22 protein-coding genes are annotated in these 18,362 nt (G+C 56.3%); 8 read left to right on the top strand and 14 right to left on the bottom strand.

All coding sequences use genetic code 11. The annotated features are described in order from the left end of the window. The first annotated feature begins 52 nt into the window (after nucleotides 1–52). The gene (locus JJB07_RS18250; RefSeq protein WP_201637512.1) at nucleotides 53–775 is read left to right on the top strand and encodes a glycosyltransferase family 2 protein; all 723 of its coding nucleotides are present in this window, start codon (nucleotides 53–55) and stop codon (nucleotides 773–775) included. A 49-nt stretch (nucleotides 776–824) separates the two neighbouring features. On the opposite strand, the gene JJB07_RS18245 is transcribed toward JJB07_RS18250, so the two are convergent. From JJB07_RS18245 to JJB07_RS18205, 9 genes are all read right to left on the bottom strand, one after another. After that, a complete protein-coding gene (locus JJB07_RS18245; RefSeq protein ID WP_201637511.1) occupies nucleotides 825–1,799 on the bottom strand; it encodes a biotin--[acetyl-CoA-carboxylase] ligase in 975 nt (324 codons plus the stop codon). Between the two features lie 92 nt (nucleotides 1,800–1,891). Then, nucleotides 1,892–3,202 (bottom strand): cation:dicarboxylate symporter family transporter, encoded by a 1,311-nt coding sequence (locus JJB07_RS18240; RefSeq protein WP_201637510.1) that lies wholly within the window; start codon nucleotides 3,200–3,202, stop codon nucleotides 1,892–1,894. A 181-nt stretch (nucleotides 3,203–3,383) separates the two neighbouring features. After that, entirely contained in the window at nucleotides 3,384–3,656 is a 273-nt protein-coding gene (locus tag JJB07_RS18235; protein WP_201637509.1) for a hypothetical protein, read from the bottom strand. Nucleotides 3,657–3,749: 93 nt separating this feature from the next. After that, entirely contained in the window at nucleotides 3,750–4,988 is a 1,239-nt protein-coding gene (locus JJB07_RS18230; protein ID WP_201637508.1) for a CCA tRNA nucleotidyltransferase, read from the bottom strand. 28 nt (nucleotides 4,989–5,016) lie between these two features. After that, complete coding sequence (gene mgsA / locus JJB07_RS18225; protein WP_201637507.1) at nucleotides 5,017–5,418, bottom strand: methylglyoxal synthase; 402 nt, start codon at nucleotides 5,416–5,418, stop codon at nucleotides 5,017–5,019. Nucleotides 5,419–5,454: 36 nt separating this feature from the next. Next, on the bottom strand, nucleotides 5,455–6,261 hold the full coding sequence (gene dapB, locus JJB07_RS18220) for a 4-hydroxy-tetrahydrodipicolinate reductase (RefSeq protein ID WP_201637506.1): 807 nt from the start codon (nucleotides 6,259–6,261) through the stop codon (nucleotides 5,455–5,457). 37 nt (nucleotides 6,262–6,298) lie between these two features. Continuing rightward, nucleotides 6,299–6,640 carry a nucleotide pyrophosphohydrolase gene (locus JJB07_RS18215; protein ID WP_201637505.1) on the bottom strand — a complete coding sequence of 114 codons (342 nt, stop codon included), beginning with the start codon at nucleotides 6,638–6,640 and terminating at the stop codon, nucleotides 6,299–6,301. A gap of 104 nt (nucleotides 6,641–6,744) precedes the next feature. After that, nucleotides 6,745–7,698 carry an aldo/keto reductase family protein gene (locus JJB07_RS18210; protein ID WP_201637702.1) on the bottom strand — a complete coding sequence of 318 codons (954 nt, stop codon included), beginning with the start codon at nucleotides 7,696–7,698 and terminating at the stop codon, nucleotides 6,745–6,747. A 10-nt stretch (nucleotides 7,699–7,708) separates the two neighbouring features. Then, a complete protein-coding gene (locus tag JJB07_RS18205; RefSeq protein ID WP_201637504.1) occupies nucleotides 7,709–8,170 on the bottom strand; it encodes a hypothetical protein in 462 nt (153 codons plus the stop codon). Between the two features lie 209 nt (nucleotides 8,171–8,379). On the opposite strand from JJB07_RS18205, the gene JJB07_RS18200 reads away from it, so the two are divergent. The 3 genes from JJB07_RS18200 to JJB07_RS18190 all read left to right on the top strand — a co-directional run bounded on the left by JJB07_RS18200 (nucleotide 8,380) and on the right by JJB07_RS18190 (nucleotide 10,545). Then, nucleotides 8,380–8,850, top strand: coding sequence for a hypothetical protein (locus JJB07_RS18200; RefSeq protein ID WP_201637503.1), 471 nt, complete (start codon nucleotides 8,380–8,382; stop codon nucleotides 8,848–8,850). 103 nt (nucleotides 8,851–8,953) lie between these two features. Beyond that, entirely contained in the window at nucleotides 8,954–9,940 is a 987-nt protein-coding gene (locus tag JJB07_RS18195; RefSeq protein WP_201637502.1) for an aromatic ring-hydroxylating dioxygenase subunit alpha, read from the top strand. Then, nucleotides 9,937–10,545, top strand: coding sequence for an O-methyltransferase (locus JJB07_RS18190; protein ID WP_201637501.1), 609 nt, complete (start codon nucleotides 9,937–9,939; stop codon nucleotides 10,543–10,545). The genes JJB07_RS18195 and JJB07_RS18190 overlap by 4 nt, the downstream gene beginning before the upstream one ends. A gap of 43 nt (nucleotides 10,546–10,588) precedes the next feature. Here the strand turns inward: JJB07_RS18190 and JJB07_RS18185 are convergent, their stop codons facing one another. Together JJB07_RS18185 and JJB07_RS18180 are read right to left on the bottom strand one after the other, a co-directional pair. Continuing rightward, nucleotides 10,589–11,824, bottom strand: coding sequence for an MFS transporter (locus tag JJB07_RS18185; protein ID WP_201637500.1), 1,236 nt, complete (start codon nucleotides 11,822–11,824; stop codon nucleotides 10,589–10,591). Between the two features lie 19 nt (nucleotides 11,825–11,843). After that, nucleotides 11,844–12,317: an ArsR/SmtB family transcription factor gene (locus tag JJB07_RS18180; protein WP_201637499.1), complete on the bottom strand. Its 474-nt coding sequence runs from the start codon at nucleotides 12,315–12,317 to the stop codon at nucleotides 11,844–11,846. 225 nt (nucleotides 12,318–12,542) lie between these two features. Between JJB07_RS18180 and JJB07_RS18175 the strand changes: the two genes are divergently transcribed. After that, nucleotides 12,543–12,767, top strand: coding sequence for a hypothetical protein (locus JJB07_RS18175; RefSeq protein ID WP_201637498.1), 225 nt, complete (start codon nucleotides 12,543–12,545; stop codon nucleotides 12,765–12,767). Nucleotides 12,768–12,893: 126 nt separating this feature from the next. After that, nucleotides 12,894–14,156: a sporulation integral membrane protein YlbJ gene (ylbJ, locus tag JJB07_RS18170; RefSeq protein WP_236588211.1), complete on the top strand. Its 1,263-nt coding sequence runs from the start codon at nucleotides 12,894–12,896 to the stop codon at nucleotides 14,154–14,156. 19 nt (nucleotides 14,157–14,175) lie between these two features. On the opposite strand, the gene JJB07_RS18165 is transcribed toward ylbJ, so the two are convergent. Together JJB07_RS18165 and JJB07_RS18160 are read right to left on the bottom strand one after the other, a co-directional pair. Continuing rightward, entirely contained in the window at nucleotides 14,176–14,610 is a 435-nt protein-coding gene (locus JJB07_RS18165; protein WP_236588191.1) for an SRPBCC family protein, read from the bottom strand. Between the two features lie 50 nt (nucleotides 14,611–14,660). After that, entirely contained in the window at nucleotides 14,661–15,458 is a 798-nt protein-coding gene (locus JJB07_RS18160; RefSeq protein ID WP_201637496.1) for an undecaprenyl-diphosphate phosphatase, read from the bottom strand. 129 nt (nucleotides 15,459–15,587) lie between these two features. Here JJB07_RS18160 and JJB07_RS18155 point away from each other — a divergent pair, with 129 nt between their 5' ends. Next, nucleotides 15,588–16,637, top strand: a complete 1,050-nt coding sequence (locus tag JJB07_RS18155; RefSeq protein WP_201637495.1) for a YkvI family membrane protein — start codon at nucleotides 15,588–15,590, stop codon at nucleotides 16,635–16,637. Nucleotides 16,638–16,696: 59 nt separating this feature from the next. Further along, complete coding sequence (locus tag JJB07_RS18150; RefSeq protein WP_201637494.1) at nucleotides 16,697–17,311, top strand: DedA family protein; 615 nt, start codon at nucleotides 16,697–16,699, stop codon at nucleotides 17,309–17,311. Nucleotides 17,312–17,362: 51 nt separating this feature from the next. Here the strand turns inward: JJB07_RS18150 and JJB07_RS18145 are convergent, their stop codons facing one another. Beyond that, nucleotides 17,363–18,325, bottom strand: a complete 963-nt coding sequence (locus JJB07_RS18145) for a CPBP family intramembrane glutamic endopeptidase (protein ID WP_201637493.1) — start codon at nucleotides 18,323–18,325, stop codon at nucleotides 17,363–17,365. Nucleotides 18,326–18,362 lie beyond the last annotated feature (37 nt).

Here is an 18,362-nt window from a genome sequence, read left to right as displayed (position 1 = left end):
CTCTCCTCTCATAAGATAATCAAGCAGTATCAAATGAGGGAGAGTTTGCTCGATGGGTTCAAAAGTAACCGTCCTGTTGGCTACCTATAACAACGCTGCGTACCTGCGAACCTGTATCGACTCTGTTCTCACCCAGTCCTACCGCAACTTCGAGTTTGTGATCGTCAACGATGCTTCGACAGACCGGACGGAAGCGATTGTGAGATCCTACAGAGACCCGCGGATTCGGTACGTGCGTTTGCCCCGCAATCTGGGGAAAGGAAAAGCCATGAATATCGGCCTCGCCAAAGCGCGGGGAGCTTATTTGTTGGAGATTGATGGAGACGACTGGCTGGAGAGAGACGCGATTCGGAGACTGGTCGCCGTGATGGACAGGCAGTCAAGTTCTGTGGCCGTCGTGTATGGAGACCGAAGGTGTTGGGAGTGGCGCAAGGGAGTTTGGGTACCGACGAGGTTGTACAAGGGACAACCTTTTGTAAGTCGTGAAAAATGGGCCCGCTACTACCGCACGTTCGGGCCGCGTTTTTATCGAGTGTCCGCGTTGCGCCGGATCAAGGGCTGGCCGACGAACGACCCGTCCAAGGGACGGCTCTTCGAAGATTACGCCTTGATGCTTCGTTTGCTGGATCATTACAGATTCCACTACACGCCACAAGTTTTGTACCATGTTCGGGTCCGGTGGAACTCGGTCTCCCGGAGTCACTTGGGAATTTGGAAACGATCTGTACAAGCGATGGCCTCCCTCGCGTTTCGACGTTGGGGGAAGCGGAAATAAAAAAAACGCCTCAGCCGATTTACTCCGGCTTGAGGCGTTTTTCGATCGATCAAGTGAAAACGGTGATGTCGGCGGAGTAGATCTTCTCTCGCTCGCCGTTGTCTTTCTCCAGCAGCAGAACGCCGAATTCGTCGATGTCCAGCGCTTTGCCCTCGATGTCACCGCGCGCCGTGTGGGCGACGATGCGGTTGCCAAGGGTGATGTTGTTGGCTTTCCAAGCGTCGCGCAGAGTGCCGAAGCCGCCGTTGGCGACGTATTGGCGGTACAGGGGTTCGAATTCCTCAAGCACCGTCCGTACCACTTGGGCACGGGGCAAGCGTTCGCCACGGATCGCTTGCAGCGAAGTCGCGATGTCTTGGAGCTCGTCCGGGAAGTCCTCCTGCGGGACGTTGACGTTGATGCCGATCCCGACGACGAGATGGTGAATCTGGTCAAATTCGGCGTGCATCTCGGTGAGAATGCCACAGCACTTTTTCCCGTCAAAAAGAATGTCGTTGGGCCACTTGATGCCCGCTTTGACTCCCGTGGCGCGGGACAATGCCTGACAGAGCGCAACGGCTGCGACGAGCGTGATCTGGGCGGCGTGGGCCAACGGCAATTCGGGACGCAAGATCAGCGACATCCAGATGCCCGAGTGCGGAGGTGAAAACCATTGACGGCCCCGACGTCCGCGACCGCTGGTTTGCTCGTCGGCGATGACCACCGTGCCTTCGGGCGCGCCGTTCAGCGCCAATTGCTGCGCCAGCGTGTTCGTGGAGTCGATCGTATCGCGGTAGACGATGCTCTGCCCGATCAACGTGGTTTGCAGACCTTCGCGAATTTCTGCCGCCGTCACGAGGTCCGGCGATACAACCAAGCGGTAGCCTTTGTTGCGCACGGCTTCAATCTCGTAGCCGGCGTCTTGCAGTTCCTTGATATGTTTCCAAATCGACGTGCGCGACACGCCGCACGCTTGGCACATCGCTTCGCCGGACACGAACCCGCCCGGTGCCTCGCGCAACATATGTAAAATGGTTTCTTGCATGCATTAAACCTCCCGACTACGTGAAAAAGGAGCCTCCCATCAACAGACAGGAGGCTCCTTTCAGCATAGCATATCTGACTCAGAATCACTAGTTACGCAGAAAACCCGTTGTTGCTTCCACTCTGGTTGTTGTTGAGGGATTTCAGGTATTCCTTGGACTTGTCTTCGTCGAACTGACGCTCCCACTTCGACATCACCACAGCCGCCAGCGAGTTGCCGACGACGTTGACGACGGTGCGTGCCATGTCAAGCAAACGGTCGATCCCGGCGATGAAGGCAAGACCTTCCAGCGGAATGCCGACAGAACCGAGGGTGGCGAGCAGGACGACGAACGAGACGCCCGGTACGCCGGCGATGCCTTTGGACGTGACCATGAGCACCAGCATCAGCGAAATCTGTGTCGAGATCGGCATGTCGATGCCGTACATCTGCGCGATGAAGATCGCCGCCAACGCTTGGTACAGCGTCGAACCGTCCAAGTTGAACGAATAGCCGGTCGGGACGACGAACGAAGTGATGTACTTCGGACAGCCGAAAGCTTCCATTTTTTCCATAATGCGCGGAAGAACGGACTCCGACGAAGCGGTGGTGTAGGCGAGGATGATCTCGTCTTTGAGAATCTTGAGCAGGGTGAAGATCGAGATCTTCGACAGGTACGCAATCGCGCCGAACACCACGAGGATGAAGAACGCCATCGCGCCGTACACGGTGAGCACGAGTTTGCCCAGCGGCAGCAGAGAGGCGACGCCGAATTTGGAGACGGTGACGCCGATCAACGCGAAGACGCCGAACGGTGCAAATTTCATCACTTGGTTGGTCACCCAGAACATCGTGTCGGCCGTCGCTTGGAAGAAGTTCTGCAGCGGCTTGCCACGCTCTCCGAGTGCCGCGACCCCGAGGCCGAAGAACACGGAGAAGAAAATGATCGCCAGCATGTCGCCTTTGACAATCGAGTCAAAGATGTTGGTCGGCACGATGGCGACCAAGGTGTCGAGCAAGGAGTGCGCCTTCATGCCGTCGCTTGTCGCGACATACTTGGTGATGTCCGTTTTGGCGAGATGCGCCATGTCCACACCGGAACCCGGGTGAAGCAAGTTCGCAGCCAAGAGACCGATGACGATCGCGACGGTGGTGACGATTTCGAAGTAGAGAATCGTCTTGCCGCCCAGTTTGCCGAGCTTTTTGACGTCGCCGACGCCCGCGACCCCGACGATGAGCGTCGAGATGACGATCGGAACGACGATCATCTTGATCAGGTGCATGAAGATGTCCCCGATCGGTTGCAGGACTTTCGCCACGTTCGCGTTGCCGTAGAAGATCGCACCCACAGCAATACCTAAGATCAGACCGATGGCAATTTGGATCGCCAGGCCGAATTTTTTCTTTTTCGGTTGTTGTTGCATGTGTTCTCACCACTTTCTAAGTGAACATTGAGTTCGTAGAAACCGTTTTCTTCACAGATGTGTCATAGATGTATTCTACATGAATCTATTAGTAGTTTCAATAGTGTACTATAAATCACATTACATTCAGAAAGTTGTTGTTTGTCGGAATAAAAAGACCTCTGCCCCGAAAGGCACAGGTCTAAAACTGATCAGGCAGAAATGTAGTCATAAACTGAAGCAAGGAAAACGCCGCGAGGGCGATGAGGTTCCCGAACAGCGCGATCCACCGCGTCGGGCCCTTTTCCCCGCGAAACGCCAGAATCAGGCCGATCAAGGGCGCACCGAGCATCACGAGCACCGCCGTTCTCCCGAAATACGGGATCGGACCTCCCGCCAGCACGAGGATCAAAAACGCCATGATGGAAAAAACGAATAAGATGACGGACACCGGGTTGTTGTTGTTTCGGTTCATGAAGTCAAACTCCTCTCCTACAGAACACTATCGAACTACCGAACTACCGAACGAGAAGAGACGATGCCGCCGTGCGTGGCACCGTCTCTTTTTTCACAGCTCTTGTACTTTTTGCAACAGGTCCTCGCGGGTGTTGGCTTCTGGATTTTGAAGCACCCATTGGACGAGGCGTTGGTTGACGCGGCCGATCTCCGGGCCTTCGGGGATGCCGGCGGCGAGGAGGTCTTGTCCGTTGACGGCGAGGTCTTGGAGGGACCAGATCGGTTGGCGGGCGGCACGGGTTGCGACTTCGGTCTCCCACTCGGCGCGATGCTCGGGGTCGTGGAGGATCGCGTAGAGCAGACAAGCTCGTCGGACGGCGTCTTGCCCGTGTTGGTAGAACGTCTGCCGCCAAAACGTGTCGCGCCAGTCCGCAGGGTTGCCCAGTTTTACAACGCGCAACGTTCTGCGAATGTCCGATTTCAAAGCGCCTGAGAGTTTGAGATCGCTCAGGACTTTGTCGATGCGGGCTTCCTCCAAACACAAGGCCGTCAACACAATTCCATAGCGCAACGGCAGGTCGGCCGGAGCTTGGTCGGCCCACTCCCCTGCCAGTTGCCACGGATCGACGCCGCGTCCCCACGGGTCGTTGACTTGCAGATCGAAACTCGGCGGACGCGAGATAACGTAGCGCAACGTCTCCGTTCGACGCAAGAGGTCGAGGGCGACGCTTGGGGTGCTGAGGAGCATCTTGTGCCATTCTTCGCGGACGCGTTCGCGGGCGATTTTGCCGAGTTCTTGAGCTTCGTAGAGGATCGCGGAGAACGTTTTTTCCTCGATGGTGAATTTCAGTTGGGTCGCGAACCGAATCCCGCGCAAGATGCGAAGCGCGTCTTCCTCAAACCGCTTGAGAGGATCGCCGACAGCGCAGATGACGCCGTCCTGCAAATCTCGCAATCCGCTGAACGGGTCGTGCAGGCGGCCGTCGCGAGAGAGCGCCATCGCGTTGATCGTGAAATCACGACGAGCCAAGTCCTCCGTGAGCGAACGGACAAAAATGACGCTGGCCGGCCGCCGTCCGTCTTCGTACTCGCCGTCTGTGCGAAAGGTGGTGACTTCGTACTGGCCTTCGCCCATCAACACCGTCACCGTACCGTGCTTGATCCCCGTCGGAACCGTCTGCGGAAACAGGGCGATCACTTCGTCCGGGAGCGCTGACGTCGTGATGTCGTAGTCATAGACAGGTCGTTGAAGATGCCGGTCGCGCACGCAACCGCCAACCAAGTACGCTTCGTACCCGGCACTCTCCAACGTCTCCACCACTTTCCAGGCTTCCCGTTCGAATGAATCCACGCTCCTGCCTCCTCGGTCTTGAGAGATGTCAGTCGTTTTTCAAAGCTTCACGCCATTGCAGGCCGCCTGCTTCCAGCGAACGAAGCAACACTTCTGCCGTCGCCATGTTGGTCGCAACCGGGATGTTGTGCACATCGCACAAACGCAAAAGCGCGAGGATGTCCGGCTCATGCGGTTGTGCCGCCAGCGGGTCTCGGAAAAAAATCACCAAGTCCATGGCATTCTCCGCAATCATCGCGCCAATCTGCTGGTCGCCGCCGAGCGGGCCGGACAAAAACCGATGGACGGTGAGTCCGGTCGCTTCGTGGATGCGCAGGCCCGTGGTGCCGGTGGCGTACAGCGCGGCTTTTGCAAAGATATGTTGGTAGGCAACCGCGAAATTGACCATCGTTTCTTTCTTGCGATCATGTGCGATCAAGGCGATGTTCATACATGCGCTCCCCTTTTTCTTCTATTTAGACAGAGGTTAGTCCAGCAGGTTTTCCAATCCGTAGATGAGGCCCTCGTACTTCATGACTTGTTTGCAAGACATGACGACGCCCGGCATGAACGACTCGCGGTTGATGGAGTCGTGGCGAATCGTCAGCGTCTGCCCCAACCCGCCGAAGATGACTTGTTGGTGCGCGACATAGCCCGGCAAGCGAACGGAGTGGACGCGCATGCCTTCGTATTCGCCGCCGCGAGAGCCCGCGATGGTTTCGTGTTCGTCTGGGTTGCCTTGTTGCACGGCTTGACGTTCTTGATTGATCAGTTCGAGCGTTTTGATCGCGGTGCCGGACGGCGCGTCCAGTTTTTGGTCGTGGTGCATCTCGATGATTTCGACGTGCGGGAGGTAGCGGGACGCTTGTTGGGCGAAACGCATCATCAGAATCGCGCCGATGGCGAAGTTCGGAGCAATCAGGCCGCCGATGCCGCGGTCTTTGCAGAGTTGGTCCCAGTTCGCGATCTCTTCGGGGGTCATGCCGGTGGTGCCGACGACGGGGCGAATGCCGAGTTCGATCGCTTTGTCGATGTTCGCTTTCATCGTGGTCGGCGTGGTGAAGTCGACCATGACGTCCGCTTTGGAATCGATGAGGGTCTTGAGCAGGTCGTTGCTGAATTTCACGCCGTTTGCTTCGTGTCCGAGAATCGCGGAGACGGCGACGTCGTTGAGAGTGCGGTCGACGCAGCCGACCAGTTCGAGTTCCGGATCGTGGAGAACCGCTTTGACGGTTTCACGTCCCATGCGTCCCTTGGCGCCGACGATGACGACGCGAATTTTGGTATCTGCCATGATGTAGTTCATCTCCCCTGTTGTGTCTGTGTGTCGTCTAGTTGTTGTCCGTCTCTTCGATGCGGGTCCAGCGATTGGCGTCGCGGGTGTTGAATTTGTGCATGACCGCTTTGTGAGCTTCTTCGAGGTCGATGCCCAGCGAATTGGCCATGCAGGTGATCACGAACATCAGGTCGCCGAGTTCGAGGGCGATGGAACCTTCGGCTTCGTCCTTTTTCTTCGGCTTCTCTCCGTATGTATGGTTAACTTCCCGCGACAGTTCGCCCAGTTCCTCCGTCAGCCGCGCGATGAGGGTCAGCGGCTGGAAGTACCCTTCCTTGAACTGCGAGATGTAGTCGTCAACGTCTTTTTGCATGCCTTTGAGGGTTAGGTTTTCCATGAACAGCCTCCTGTGGATCGAGTTGCTATTCTTCATTATAACAAAGTCTCTTGTCATAAAAAAACTCCCCCGTCGGTCTGCGCCGAAACGGGGGAGTTTTTTGCTTATTCCGCAGACAGGATGCTTTCGATCTCGGTCAGGTCGGCGTCCGACAGATTGACGCGCAGAGCGCCTACATTGTCGTTGATCTGATCCGGGCGGGAAGCGCCGATGATCGCGGACGAGACGTTCGGTTGGCGCAGAATCCATGCCAGCGCGAGTTGGGCAATCGAGCAGTCGTGGCGGGACGCAACGGCGGTGAGCTTTTCGACTTTGTTCAGGTTCGACTCGGTCAGGAAGCGCTCCACAAATTGCGAAGTCGACGGGTCGGTCGCACGAGAGCCCTGCGGGAGAGCTTGGCCGTGCTTGTATTTGCCGGTCAGGACGCCTTGGGCCAGCGGGGAGAACACCACTTGGCCGATCCCCTCGCGTTCGCAGAGCGGGAGGATGTCCTTTTCAATGTAGCGGTTGAGCATGTTGTAGACCGGTTGGTTGGAGACGATGCGGTCGAGCAGGTACTTGTCTGCGAGGTGCAGCGCGTCTTGAATCTGCACCGCCGTCCATTCGGAGACGCCCGCGTAGAGGATCTTGCCCTGTGTGACGAGGTCGTCGATCGCACGCAGCGTTTCGTCCAGCGGAGTTTCCGGGTCGTAGCGGTGGCACTGCCAGAGGTCGATGTAGTCGACGTTCAGGCGTTTGAGCGAGGCATGGACTTGCTCGAAGATGTGCTTGCGGGACAGACCGCGATCGTTCGGTCCCTCCCCCATCTGGCCGAAGCCTTTGGTGGCGAGGACGAAGGAATCGCGCGGGTACTTGGCGAGGGCTTTGCCCACGACTTTTTCCGCTTCGCCGCGGCGGTAGACGTTCGCGGTGTCAAAAAAGTTGATGCCAAGTGAATACGCGCGGTCGATGCAGTCGATGGCGGTTTGGTCTTCGACAGAGCCGCCGTAGGTCAGCCAAGAGCCCAGCGAGATGGCACTGACTTTGAGGCCGGAGCGGCCGAGGTTGCGGTACTTCATATCGGTCATGTTAGAGGACACCTCCGTTGATTTGCGTCGCGTGTTTGACGGCGACGAACGCGAAGCCGGGTTCGGCGCTTTTTTCCAGATCGAGGACGCGGAAGTTCTTGGAGAGCGTGGATTTGAGCCAAGCCACCCCGTCTAAGGTTAACAAGATGTCTTCGAGAGATTCGTCAGAGTCCGGATAGTCACGGCCTGCGACGAGGTTGTAGCGGGCGGCGAGCAGGTTTTTGATGCCGAAGATCGAGATGAACGTGAGCTCGTAGCCATCGGTGAGCGCTTTTTCAAAGTCATCGGGGTTGGCGCGCAAGAAGTCGAGGATCGAGGTGAAATCAACGTCCTCGCCGAGGGCGTTTTGAAAAGCGGTGAGGTCCTCGGCTTTGAGTTTCGCCAAGATGTCCTCGTCGGAGAAGCCCTTGGCGCGGATTTGTTCAAGGCGCAAGGCGGTCGGTTGGTTGAGTTTGATGGTCATGGTGTGCCTCCTATGCTTTCAAAGTTTTACGCGTCGTCCACACTTGCATGACGAAAGGAAAGTGTCATGGCGATCTCTCAATTCTACCAATAAATAGAGAGTACCAGTATAGCGAATTGTACGAGAAGATAAATCCCTTGATCCCACCCGACATTTCATTATACAATGTAAGAACAAACGTTCTGCATTCTCGCTTGGAAGGTGCTACCATGGAGCTGAAAGATCTCGCCGAATTGCTCGGGATTGGAAAACCGACGATTCGCCAATACATCGAACTGCTAAGCAAAGAGGATCTCTATATACCGAAGGATGTCAAAGGCCTGATCATCTACGAAGACGTTGCCAAGGAAATTTGTCAGATGCGCTGGCTCCTCCTGCAAGGAGTCAATCGAACCGACGCCGCAAAAATTGTTGCCGGGCGACTCCAATCCTCGCTGAAACTGCCCGAGGACATTTTTTCTGCATTCAAAGCGACGCCCAAGACTACCCCCGACACCAAAAGCAGTCCCAAAAAGGAAAAAAAGTCACGTCCCCTCGATGAACTATGGGACCTGTTTGCCGCGCAACTAACGGATGACGACAAACTCAAGCTCATGAGAACGGCGAAACTCAAAAACGAATCCGAATTTCGGAACCGACTTCTAGACTACCTCATCGCCAAAAAAGACCCCGGCTCGTAGGAGGGGGTCTTTTTTTTGCAGTCATCCAACCCCCTCCATACGCAAAAAAAGTCCCCTCTGCATACTCTGCATTGTCACATCGCACAGAATTCGAGGTGATTTCATGAAAAATGTTTGGTACATCGCCGCGACTTGCGAGGAGTTGACGGAGGATGAACCTCTCTCTTGCACGATCTGGGAGCAGGAATTGGTGCTCTACCGCGACAGAACAGGCACCGCCCACGCGCTCCAAGACCAATGCCCCCACCGCGGAGCCCGCTTATCGGATGGAAAAGTCTCGGGCGACTGCCTCGCCTGCCCGTTTCACGGATGGCAGTACGACGGCGACGGTCAATGCACGTACATTCCTTCGAACGGCCCCGAATCTCGCATTCCACGCGGGGCCCATGTCCGCAGCTACCCTCTCCAAGAAGCCGCCGGCCACATCTGGGTCTATCTCGGTGACGCCAGCCCTGTACCTCCACTCAAACTCCCCGTCGAACTCACAGATTCCACGTGGCGTGCCGTCCCTTTTACGGCCCGTTGGGAAGCGCACCTCTCCCGCGTCGTCGAAAGCATCCTCGACGTCTCCCACTTGCCCTTCGTCCACCCGATTACGACGGGCGACGTCGATCCGCGAGTGGAGGGCCCCGACTTCACCGCGACAGACGACGAAATCTGCGTCATCGCCAAACCCTTCCACCCCCTGCTCCAAACTCCGCTGAATGTGGAAGACCACCGCGAAGCTTCCACAATTACACTCTACTTCCCCAACCAAATCATCTTGCGTACGAACATGGCACAGGAAAACCAGATGGCCACCTACCTCGCCCTCACGCCCACTCGTGAATCGGGCACCGATGAAACGATCATCTACGGCATCTCGCTCCGTAATTTCCTGCAAGACGTCGAACTGATCGACGACGTGCATTACGAGCATAACGTCACCGTGCTCGACGAAGACCGTCCGGTCATCGAAGGGCTTCGACCCAAGATCATCCCGCCGGACATCTCCTCCGAACTTCATGTCCGCTCGGACGCCCAGCAAGTCCGCTACCGAATGATGCTGAAAAAAGCGCTCCACGAGGAGTCACAGGAGGCCAAAGAATGAGAGACGAGCGCATCTTGCAAACGCTCAAAGAATTGGAAGACCTGGAGAACCAACCGGATTTGGAAGAAGGTCTGTGGCGCATTTCATTTGAAACGGGCATGCTGTTCAACGTGCTCTTGCGCCACAGCGGGGCCACTCGCATCTTGGAAATCGGCACGTCGAGCGGCTACTCCACGCTGTTTCTCGCCGAAGCGGCGCGGGCGAACGGCGGCAAGGTCACGACGTGTGAAATGAGCGAGTTCAAAATCAAGCTGGCCCGCGACGTTTTTGCCAAAGCGGGTTTGGCGGAGCACATCGAATTGATGGAAGGCAACGCGTTGGAAAAAATCGAAGAACTCGAAGGCCCGTGGGATTTCGTGTTCCTCGACGGGATGAAGGATGAGTACGCCTTTTACCTCGCCTCGCTTTGGCCGAAAGTCCGTCCCGGCGGCTTGGTCGTCGCCGACAACATGCTCTCTCACAAGGGCTACATGGGCATCGAAGCCTACAAATTCACTGTGGACCTCCTCGACGACGCCACCTCTGTAACGGTGCCGATCGGGTCTGGGGACCACTTCACCTGCAAGTTGGAGGAGCAAGTGGAGGAAGAGGAAGACGGAGAATGAAAAAAAAAATCCGCCGTCACGGGCGGATTTTTTCTTGTCGAGCTTAGGCGGCGGTTGTTTCACCTTTTTGTTCCACATGTTCTGCATCTCGTGGCATGAAGAAGATCGTTACAACTCCGGCAACGGTCATCAACGCACCTCCGCAGAGGATGAGGGTCCCGATGTCATACGTGTGGGAGAGGACGGCGACCAGAGCTCCGGCGAGCGGCATGAACATCGTGGAAATGCTGGTGCCGACGCTAAAAACGGTCGCTTGCTGGTGGGACGGCACCACCGATTGGATGATGACCATCTCGGGGACGTTGATCGCCGTCATACATGCTCCGATCACGAAACTCGCGATGAGAATGGTAGACAGCCCGGTGAAGTGCCCGACTGTCATCAACATAACCCCCTGCAGAACGCCCGCCATCGCGAACATCAACCCGTTGCGCTTGATGGTGACGCGGGCCAGCAAGACTCCGACGAGGAATGCGCCGACCATGCTGCCGGAGCGAAGCATCGTCAGCTGGAAAGCAGTAAGATGTAAGGAATCGTGTACATAGGCGGGCAAGAGAGCTTCGTAAGGTTGATAGCCCGCGTTGAGGAAGATGCAGTAGACATTGAGGACGAGCAAAATTCGATAGCGTCTGAAGATTTGAAAGCCCTCGCGGATTTGGGTCCAGTACGGGGTTTTTTCGCGTTTTTTTACTTCTACGGTCTGCTCGTCGGGCAGTCGGATCGCCAGCACGAGCAACGCGGAGAGCAGGAACAGCCCGACGGTGATGGCGAGCGTCGTGGAAGCGGAGAACCAGGTGATCATCGCGCCCGCTCCGGCGAGGGAGACGAGGCGGCTGACTTGGTTGGAGGATTCCATGACGGCGTTTGCTTTTTGCAGGAGGTCTTTGCCGACCACTTGCGGCAAGAGCGCGACGGAGGCCGGGTTGTAGACGGAGCCGCAGACCGATTGGATGAAAGCGACGGCGTAAAACTGCCAGATCGGCAAGATGCCGAGCGCATGGCAGACCGGTATGGTGAGGACGATCAATGCCCGCAGCGCATCCGACTCAAACATGCGACGCGTGAGTTTCCCCCGCGTGAGCATCGGCCCGACGAAGAGCCCGAGCACCATCATCGGCACCAGAGACGCCAGATTGAGGACGGAGGAAGACACGGCACCTCCGCCGAGATCGAGCATCAGCCAGATCAGAGCCGTCCAGGTGAAGTTGTCTGCCAAGACCTTCAACAACTTGGAAGCAAACAACAAGCGAAAATTCCGAGACCATAGCGTTTGTTGCAAACCCCTCACTCCCCTTCGCCTACTCCTCGTCTTCTTTGAGTCGCCCGATGAACATGTTGATGACGTATTCGTCGCCTGATACGTCGCGCATGTCGTATTTGTTGAGCAGTTGGTGGAACTCCGCCAGAAATTCCTTGGCTTCCCCATCGGAAAGTTTGAGGCGGGCCGCGACGCGCTTGCGGTCTTCCAGCACCTGCTCGCTGTACGGAAACGCGTCCTCCGCCAACGTCTGGGCTTCAAAAAGCGTCCCCCGCGATCGGTAATACTTCTCCACCACGCCCCCCACCGTGCGGGTGTCCACCAACTCCAAGAGGTCCGCGTCAAACAACCGCTGCATGTGATAATGAATGTTGCCCGGCGTCTTTTTCAATAAATCCGCCACCTGCTTCGCCGTGCGCGGCGTCTCTGCGATCAAATTCATGATTTGCATCCGCAACGCACTCGCCAACAGCTTGGATTGCTCCAGCGTGACGGGGATCGATTTTCTCTCCATCTTCGTTCCTCCATCCATTCTGGAACTTCCAGTTCATTCTGGAAATCCAGATCGGTTTGTAAATCCAGATTATGCGAACAGTCTGAATTTGTCAACCTTGAATTCCATACGAGGAATCCCTACCAATTCTTGCATCCATCGTCTATAATGTAATGGCTACAAGTATGAAACGCCCTGTTTTGTCACAATCTAAGAAAATGACAAGGATTAGGAGGATAGATTCGTATGGAACGCAAAAAAGAAATCCTTCAACGCATCGTCACGGTACACGGTGACCGCACCGCGGCCCTGCTCGACCAACGCATCGAAGAAAACCGAGTGGTACTGGAAAACCTGCGCTCAGTCGGCGCTTCTCTTAACGTTCTCACCGACGTGGAGAAACAATACGCAGACTCGGTCGCTTTGAAAGAAGCATTCGAGACTCTCAAAGACCAACTCGTCTTCAGCTAAAAACAAAACCTGCCGGGTTGTCGGCAGGTTTTTTTTCTCGTCATGTCCCAAGAACCGCCACCATAAGCATGGTACAAGGGTCTCCCGCAGTTTGTCTGAAAAAAGGAGCTGAGGCAACTCGTGTCCATGGTACCCAAGCGTGCGGCCAAGAAATATTCGACAACGCTTCTCGCTCTGGTGGTGGTCTGTTTGACGGTGGCCTTGGTTCTCTATCCGGAAGAGGGATATCGAGCCGGGCTGTCGGGGATGAAATTGTTCTGGGAAGCGGTGTTTCCTTCGCTGTTGCCGTTTCTGATTCTCGCGGAGTTGCTGCTGGGAATGGGCGTTGTGCATGGGGTCGGGGTTTTGCTTGAGCCCTTGATGCGCCTGTTGTTCGGGGTGCCGGGCGTGGGTGCGTTCTCGCTCTCGCTTGGCGTGGCGGCGGGCTACCCGATGAACGCGGTGGTGACGGGCAAGTTTCGAAAAAACAAGCTGGTCTCTCGGGTTGAGGGAGAGCGTCTGCTCGCGGTCTCCAATGCCGCAGATCCACTTTTTTTGATCGGAGCGATTGCAGTGGGGATGTTCCATTCGCCGCAATTGGGGTTTTTGATTGCGTTGGCTCATTATGGAGCGGCCCTGCTGGTTGGGATGCTGTTCAAGTACCACGGGGTCAAGGAAGAGAGAGACTTCCCCCGCGCTGAGCGAGAGAACGTGAACATCTTGCGCAGAGCGTACCGCGAGATGGTGCGGGCTCGACAGAAGGATAACCGTCCACTCGGCAAGTTGCTGGGGGATGCGGTGAATGACTCGATCAAGACATCGTTGATGATTCTTGGGTTTATCATGTTTTTTGCCGTTCTGCTCAAACTGCTGACCAACGTCGGGGTGATCGCCCTGCTTGGAGTGCCGTTGCAAGGGCTGTTCTCGGTGCTCGGTTTCGACGCATCGCTTGTGCAGCCGTTCCTCTCCGGATTGTTTGAAGTCGATCTCGGCACGGCACAGACGGCCGCCGTACATGCACCGCTGCTTGCGAAAGTCATCCTCGTGTCGTTCCTCGTCGGCTGGGCGGGGCTCTCCGTCCACGCACAGGTGGCGTCCCTGCTCGTCGGCACCGACCTCCGGATGGGGCCGTACATGGTCTCCCGCATCCTCCACGCCGTGTTCGCCGCTATACTCGCACTTCTTTTCTGGAACATGGGCTGGGGCCAACAAGCCGCTCCTGCGATGGCGAACTTGATGCCGGTGTTGAATACGGCAGCAAGTTCGGGACAGCATTGGGGGTTGGCGGCTGTGCTTTTGAAAAATTGGTTCTTGCTGTTTGGCGGGGTTATTTTTATCTCGCTGGCCGTCCACTTTTTCCGATCCGTGAGACTGGTTGCTTGGAAGGCGAAGAAAAAGCCTCGGTTCTGATGAGAACCGGGGCTTTTTTTCACTTCACGAGTCCTGCGCGTAATTTCGAAACGCCAAACTCCACATACCCTTTCAAACAGGTGAGCATGTAGACCCAACCTTCTTTGTTATCCAACAAATGGTGGATCAACGCAGGGTCGTTTTCATCGAAGCCGGCTTCTTGCACCTCGATAACTGTAGTCGTGGGGTCCAGTTCGTGCAGGGAAATCGTGACCACATTTCCTTCCCCGTTTGCACCCCATTGGAACACAATTTTCTTGCTTTCCTCGACTTCGACGACTTGAATCTCCACTTGTGCGTTGTATTCCTCATATCTCCAAGTGATCGTCTTGCCCGGCTCCAATCTCCCGGAACCGGACGAGAACCAATAATTGGACATCTTCACAGGGTCTACAATCGCTTCAAACACTTCGCCAATCGGCTTTGCCACTTTCATTTTCGTGATGTTCTCCAACCTAGATCGACTCCATTTCGTAGGTGTTTCCTCTATGTTATCATGCTGTCCTAAAAATGGAAGTACACCTTCGTCACAATCTGATCAAACAGAATCAACCCACCAAGCACCCACACATACCACGCGAACATGCGCATGCCTTTTTTCACAATCAAACGAATCATGTACTTGATCGCAAAGTACCCCGCAACGGCCGCAGCCAACGTCCCGAGGAGCTCGTTCATCCCGAACGTCCCTGCATTTGCGACTTCTCCCGTCACGATGTCCTTGATCTCCATCAGATTCGCGCCGAGGATGACCGGGATCGACACCAGAAACGAATACTTCGCCGCAAACTCACGATCCAGCCCGCGGAACAACGCCCCCATGATCGTGAGCCCGGAGCGGGAAATCGCCGGCAGAATCGCAGCCCCTTGCAACGTCCCGATCAGCATCGCATCGCCATAGCCCATCTCGCGCACGCCCTTGCTCCCCCGCCGTGCCGAATCTGCCCACCATATAATGACGCCGGTAATCACAAACTCCGCTCCCAGCGTCGCTCCTGAAGCGAACAACTCATCGAATAAGTCCTTGAACAAAAGCCCAATCGCCGCCGTCGGAATCGCCCCCACCAAAATCAGACGGGCCATTTTCCCAAACGGGTTCTTCACAATCTCCACGATATCGCGCCAATACACCGCGAACACGGCGATGAGCGTCCCGAAATGCAGCAGCACGTCGAACGTCAGCGCCCCTTCCTCCAACCCGAACAAGCGCTGGAACAGCACCAAGTGCCCGGAACTTGAAATCGGTAAAAATTCGGTCAACCCTTGTACGACCCCGAGAAAAATCGCCTCAAGCAGAGACATCTGCAACCCCTCCTCCATGTACATGCCATCGCTAGGAGTATACGTCTCGCAACCTTTCGAATAGTACCGCGTTTTCGGACATGTTTGGCCTGTCTCTTTCATATGGTTCATCTGAGGGAGGGAATGGCTATGTCACGAACCGAATTGCGCTTGTCGTTGCAGATCGCCTTCACCTACATCGGTACGGTGGTCGGCGCCGGGTTTGCCTCCGGGCAAGAAATTCTGCAATTTTTCACTCTGCTGGGGCCGTATGCGTATGCGGGGATTCTCCTCGCGACGTTCATGTTCGGGTGGGTCGGCATCAAAATTCTCCTGCTCGGGCGCAAGCTCGAAGCGGGTTCCTATCGCGAACTCACCGCCTACTTGTTCGGGCCCAAAATCGCCGGAGCGATTGACACGTTTATGATGTTGATGTTGTTTTTCGTCACGGTCGCGATGCTGGCGGGCGTCGGGGCGCTGTTTGAAGAGCAGTTGAAGATCTCCTTCCAAATCGGCGTACTCGTGACGATGGTGCTGACGTTCCTCACGATTCTGCGCGGGATGAAAGGCATCATGATCGCCAACACGATCATCGTCCCGATCATGCTCGTCGTGGTGCTGACGATCTTCACCAAGAGCTTCCTCCAAACCGACCATCTGCCGAACCTGCATGCAATCAAAGACGTGGAGCCTTGGCGCTGGATCACCTCCGGCATCTCCTACGCCGCGCTCAACCTCGGACTTGCCGTGTCCGTCCTCGTCCCGCTGGGCGGCGAGATCAAGAGCACACGAGCGCTGAAACTCGGCGGACTGCTCGGCTCGATCGGCCTCGGGGTGATGCTGCTTGGCGCCCAATACGCGATGTCCACACGGATGCCGGGCATCTTGGAGTTTGAAGTGCCGATGGGCTTCCTGTCCTCGACGTTCAACCCGCTGATGAAAGCTTTGTTCACCGTCGCGCTGTTTGGCGAAATCTACTCCACCCTGATCGCCAACGTCTACGGTCTCGGCTCGCAGTTGGCGTCTCCACGACGTCCGGTACAAGGGTACCTGATTACGGTGCTGATCTTGACAGCGGCGTTTTTCGTAGCGCAAGTGGGCTTCTCCAACATCGTGCAATACCTCTACCCGGTCTTCGGCAACTTGAGCTTCCTGCTGTTGCTCGTCTTGCTCTGGCCGCGCGCAAAGTTGAAAAACTAGCTCTGGCGAACTGGATATGATATCCTATTTGTGCATGGCTTGGGTTTGAGGGGGATTGGATGGTAAAGGACGCGGTCTTAGACTTTGTAACGAACTACGGATACTACGGACTCTTCATCTCGCTCGTACTCGGCATTGTCGGACTTCCGATACCGGATGAAATCCTCATGACCTATTGCGGCTATCTCGTTTCCCAGTCGGTGCTGAACTACTGGATCACGCTCTTGACCGCTCTGGCCGGCAGCGTGTCCGGGATTTCGATCTCGTACCTCATGGGGCGGCGGTTCGGCTCCCCCTTGGTGGAGAAGTACGGCCGCCGACTCGGCGTCACCGAAGCGCGGCTCGGGACCGTCAACTCCTGGTACGCCCGCTTCGGCAAAATCGTGCTGATGGTCGGCTATTTCATCCCCGGCATCCGTCACGTGACGGCGTTCGCAGCCGGGCTCAGCCGGATGAGCTACCCGCCCTTTGCGCTGTTTGCGTACTTGGGCGCTTTTATCTGGACGTTCACGTTCATCACGCTTGGCAAGACACTCGGGGTTCACTGGACCAAAGTCTCGGAGATGACGCACAACTTCGTGCTCTGGGTCGTGGTGCTCGCGGTCGTCGGCGGTGTGATCTACGTCCTCTACCGGTGGCGCAAGCGCAAAAGCAAGCTGCCACCCCAAAAGTAAGCCAATCAAAAAAGACCTTCGGCCTCGGCGGCGAAGGTCTTCTTTTTGCTCTCAAAGCAGGTCCATCAGGCTTGCATAAAAATTGTTCAGCGCATGCAACCAGATCGGAGCCCAGAGAGAACCCGAAACCCGTCTCAGCACCCCGAACAGCAACCCCATCGCGAAGATCGGGAGAAACAACACCACATCTGCATGAACCAGCGCAAACAGCAGTGCCGAGATGAAAATCCCCGCCATGTTGCCCCACTTCACCGTCACCGTCGATTGCAGGACCCCGCGGAACAACAACTCCTCCCCCACCGGCGCGATGATCGACGTCGCCAGCATCGGCAGCAGTTTGACCAAGAGCACCCCTTGCCCCCATGCGTTGTTCAGTTCGCTTGAGATGCGCTGTTCCCGATACGAATCGGTGTTGATGCCAAACCACGAACCAAGCGACCCGGTCACGAGCGAAATGGCATACAACGTGAGAAAAAACATCCCCACATAACCCGCAATCCGCCAAGACAACACCGGACGCTTCAACCCGATCTCGTGCAGATGGCGGCGGTAGTAGTACGGAACGATCACAATCGCCGCGATTTGCATCGACACGCTGCCAAGTGACGCAAGACCTGCATTGTGCCGCCATCCGGACGGCACCAGCGTGAACAGACCGAAGTAATACGCGTACATCCCGCCGAAAAACAACAACCCCACCCAGCCGATCGCCAGGCAGAGATGCCGCCACCCGAGGCGGCTGCTTTCAACGATCGCGGCCGTTTGCCGCCCGAACCGCCTGACGAGGTATCCGACGGCAAACGTCATCAAACCCGCCAGCACGAGAAAAAACGAAAGCAGCGACCAATAGCGGGAGACGCTGGACGGATCGGAGAGGATCTGCCACGTGCCTTGGGCATCGCGGCGAATCGAGAGCGATTGGAGTGTCATCAGCACATCTTGCAGGTAGCCCCCGCACAACAGCACCGCGCCGGTCAACTGCACCCGGCGCGCCAAACTCCCTTTTCCGCTCATCAAAAAGGGTTCACCCCTCTCCCCCTTGCATTTGTCG

The sequence above is a fragment of the Tumebacillus amylolyticus genome (assembly GCF_016722965.1).
GTDB classification, from domain to species: domain Bacteria; phylum Bacillota; class Bacilli; order Tumebacillales; family Tumebacillaceae; genus Tumebacillus; species Tumebacillus amylolyticus.
The sequence above is the reverse complement of the archived record's forward strand: the minus strand, read 5'-3'. Positions and strand labels throughout refer to the sequence as shown.

Coding starts and splice junctions, on each gene's coding strand:
- JJB07_RS18200 (WP_201637503.1), top strand. CDS start 8,380: ATGGAGCTGAAAGATCTCGCCGAATTGCTCGGGATTGGAAAACCGACG.
- ylbJ (WP_236588211.1), top strand. CDS start 12,894: ATGGTACCCAAGCGTGCGGCCAAGAAATATTCGACAACGCTTCTCGCT.
- JJB07_RS18150 (WP_201637494.1), top strand. CDS start 16,697: ATGGTAAAGGACGCGGTCTTAGACTTTGTAACGAACTACGGATACTAC.
- JJB07_RS18245 (WP_201637511.1), bottom strand. CDS start 1,799: ATGCAAGAAACCATTTTACATATGTTGCGCGAGGCACCGGGCGGGTTC.
- JJB07_RS18195 (WP_201637502.1), top strand. CDS start 8,954: ATGAAAAATGTTTGGTACATCGCCGCGACTTGCGAGGAGTTGACGGAG.
- JJB07_RS18240 (WP_201637510.1), bottom strand. CDS start 3,202: ATGCAACAACAACCGAAAAAGAAAAAATTCGGCCTGGCGATCCAAATT.
- JJB07_RS18160 (WP_201637496.1), bottom strand. CDS start 15,458: ATGTCTCTGCTTGAGGCGATTTTTCTCGGGGTCGTACAAGGGTTGACC.
- JJB07_RS18205 (WP_201637504.1), bottom strand. CDS start 8,170: ATGACCATCAAACTCAACCAACCGACCGCCTTGCGCCTTGAACAAATC.
- JJB07_RS18190 (WP_201637501.1), top strand. CDS start 9,937: ATGAGAGACGAGCGCATCTTGCAAACGCTCAAAGAATTGGAAGACCTG.
- dapB (WP_201637506.1), bottom strand. CDS start 6,261: ATGGCAGATACCAAAATTCGCGTCGTCATCGTCGGCGCCAAGGGACGC.
- JJB07_RS18155 (WP_201637495.1), top strand. CDS start 15,588: ATGTCACGAACCGAATTGCGCTTGTCGTTGCAGATCGCCTTCACCTAC.
- JJB07_RS18235 (WP_201637509.1), bottom strand. CDS start 3,656: ATGAACCGAAACAACAACAACCCGGTGTCCGTCATCTTATTCGTTTTT.
- JJB07_RS18145 (WP_201637493.1), bottom strand. CDS start 18,325: ATGAGCGGAAAAGGGAGTTTGGCGCGCCGGGTGCAGTTGACCGGCGCG.
- JJB07_RS18250 (WP_201637512.1), top strand. CDS start 53: ATGGGTTCAAAAGTAACCGTCCTGTTGGCTACCTATAACAACGCTGCG.
- JJB07_RS18180 (WP_201637499.1), bottom strand. CDS start 12,317: ATGGAGAGAAAATCGATCCCCGTCACGCTGGAGCAATCCAAGCTGTTG.
- JJB07_RS18210 (WP_201637702.1), bottom strand. CDS start 7,698: ATGAAGTACCGCAACCTCGGCCGCTCCGGCCTCAAAGTCAGTGCCATC.
- mgsA (WP_201637507.1), bottom strand. CDS start 5,418: ATGAACATCGCCTTGATCGCACATGATCGCAAGAAAGAAACGATGGTC.
- JJB07_RS18215 (WP_201637505.1), bottom strand. CDS start 6,640: ATGGAAAACCTAACCCTCAAAGGCATGCAAAAAGACGTTGACGACTAC.
- JJB07_RS18175 (WP_201637498.1), top strand. CDS start 12,543: ATGGAACGCAAAAAAGAAATCCTTCAACGCATCGTCACGGTACACGGT.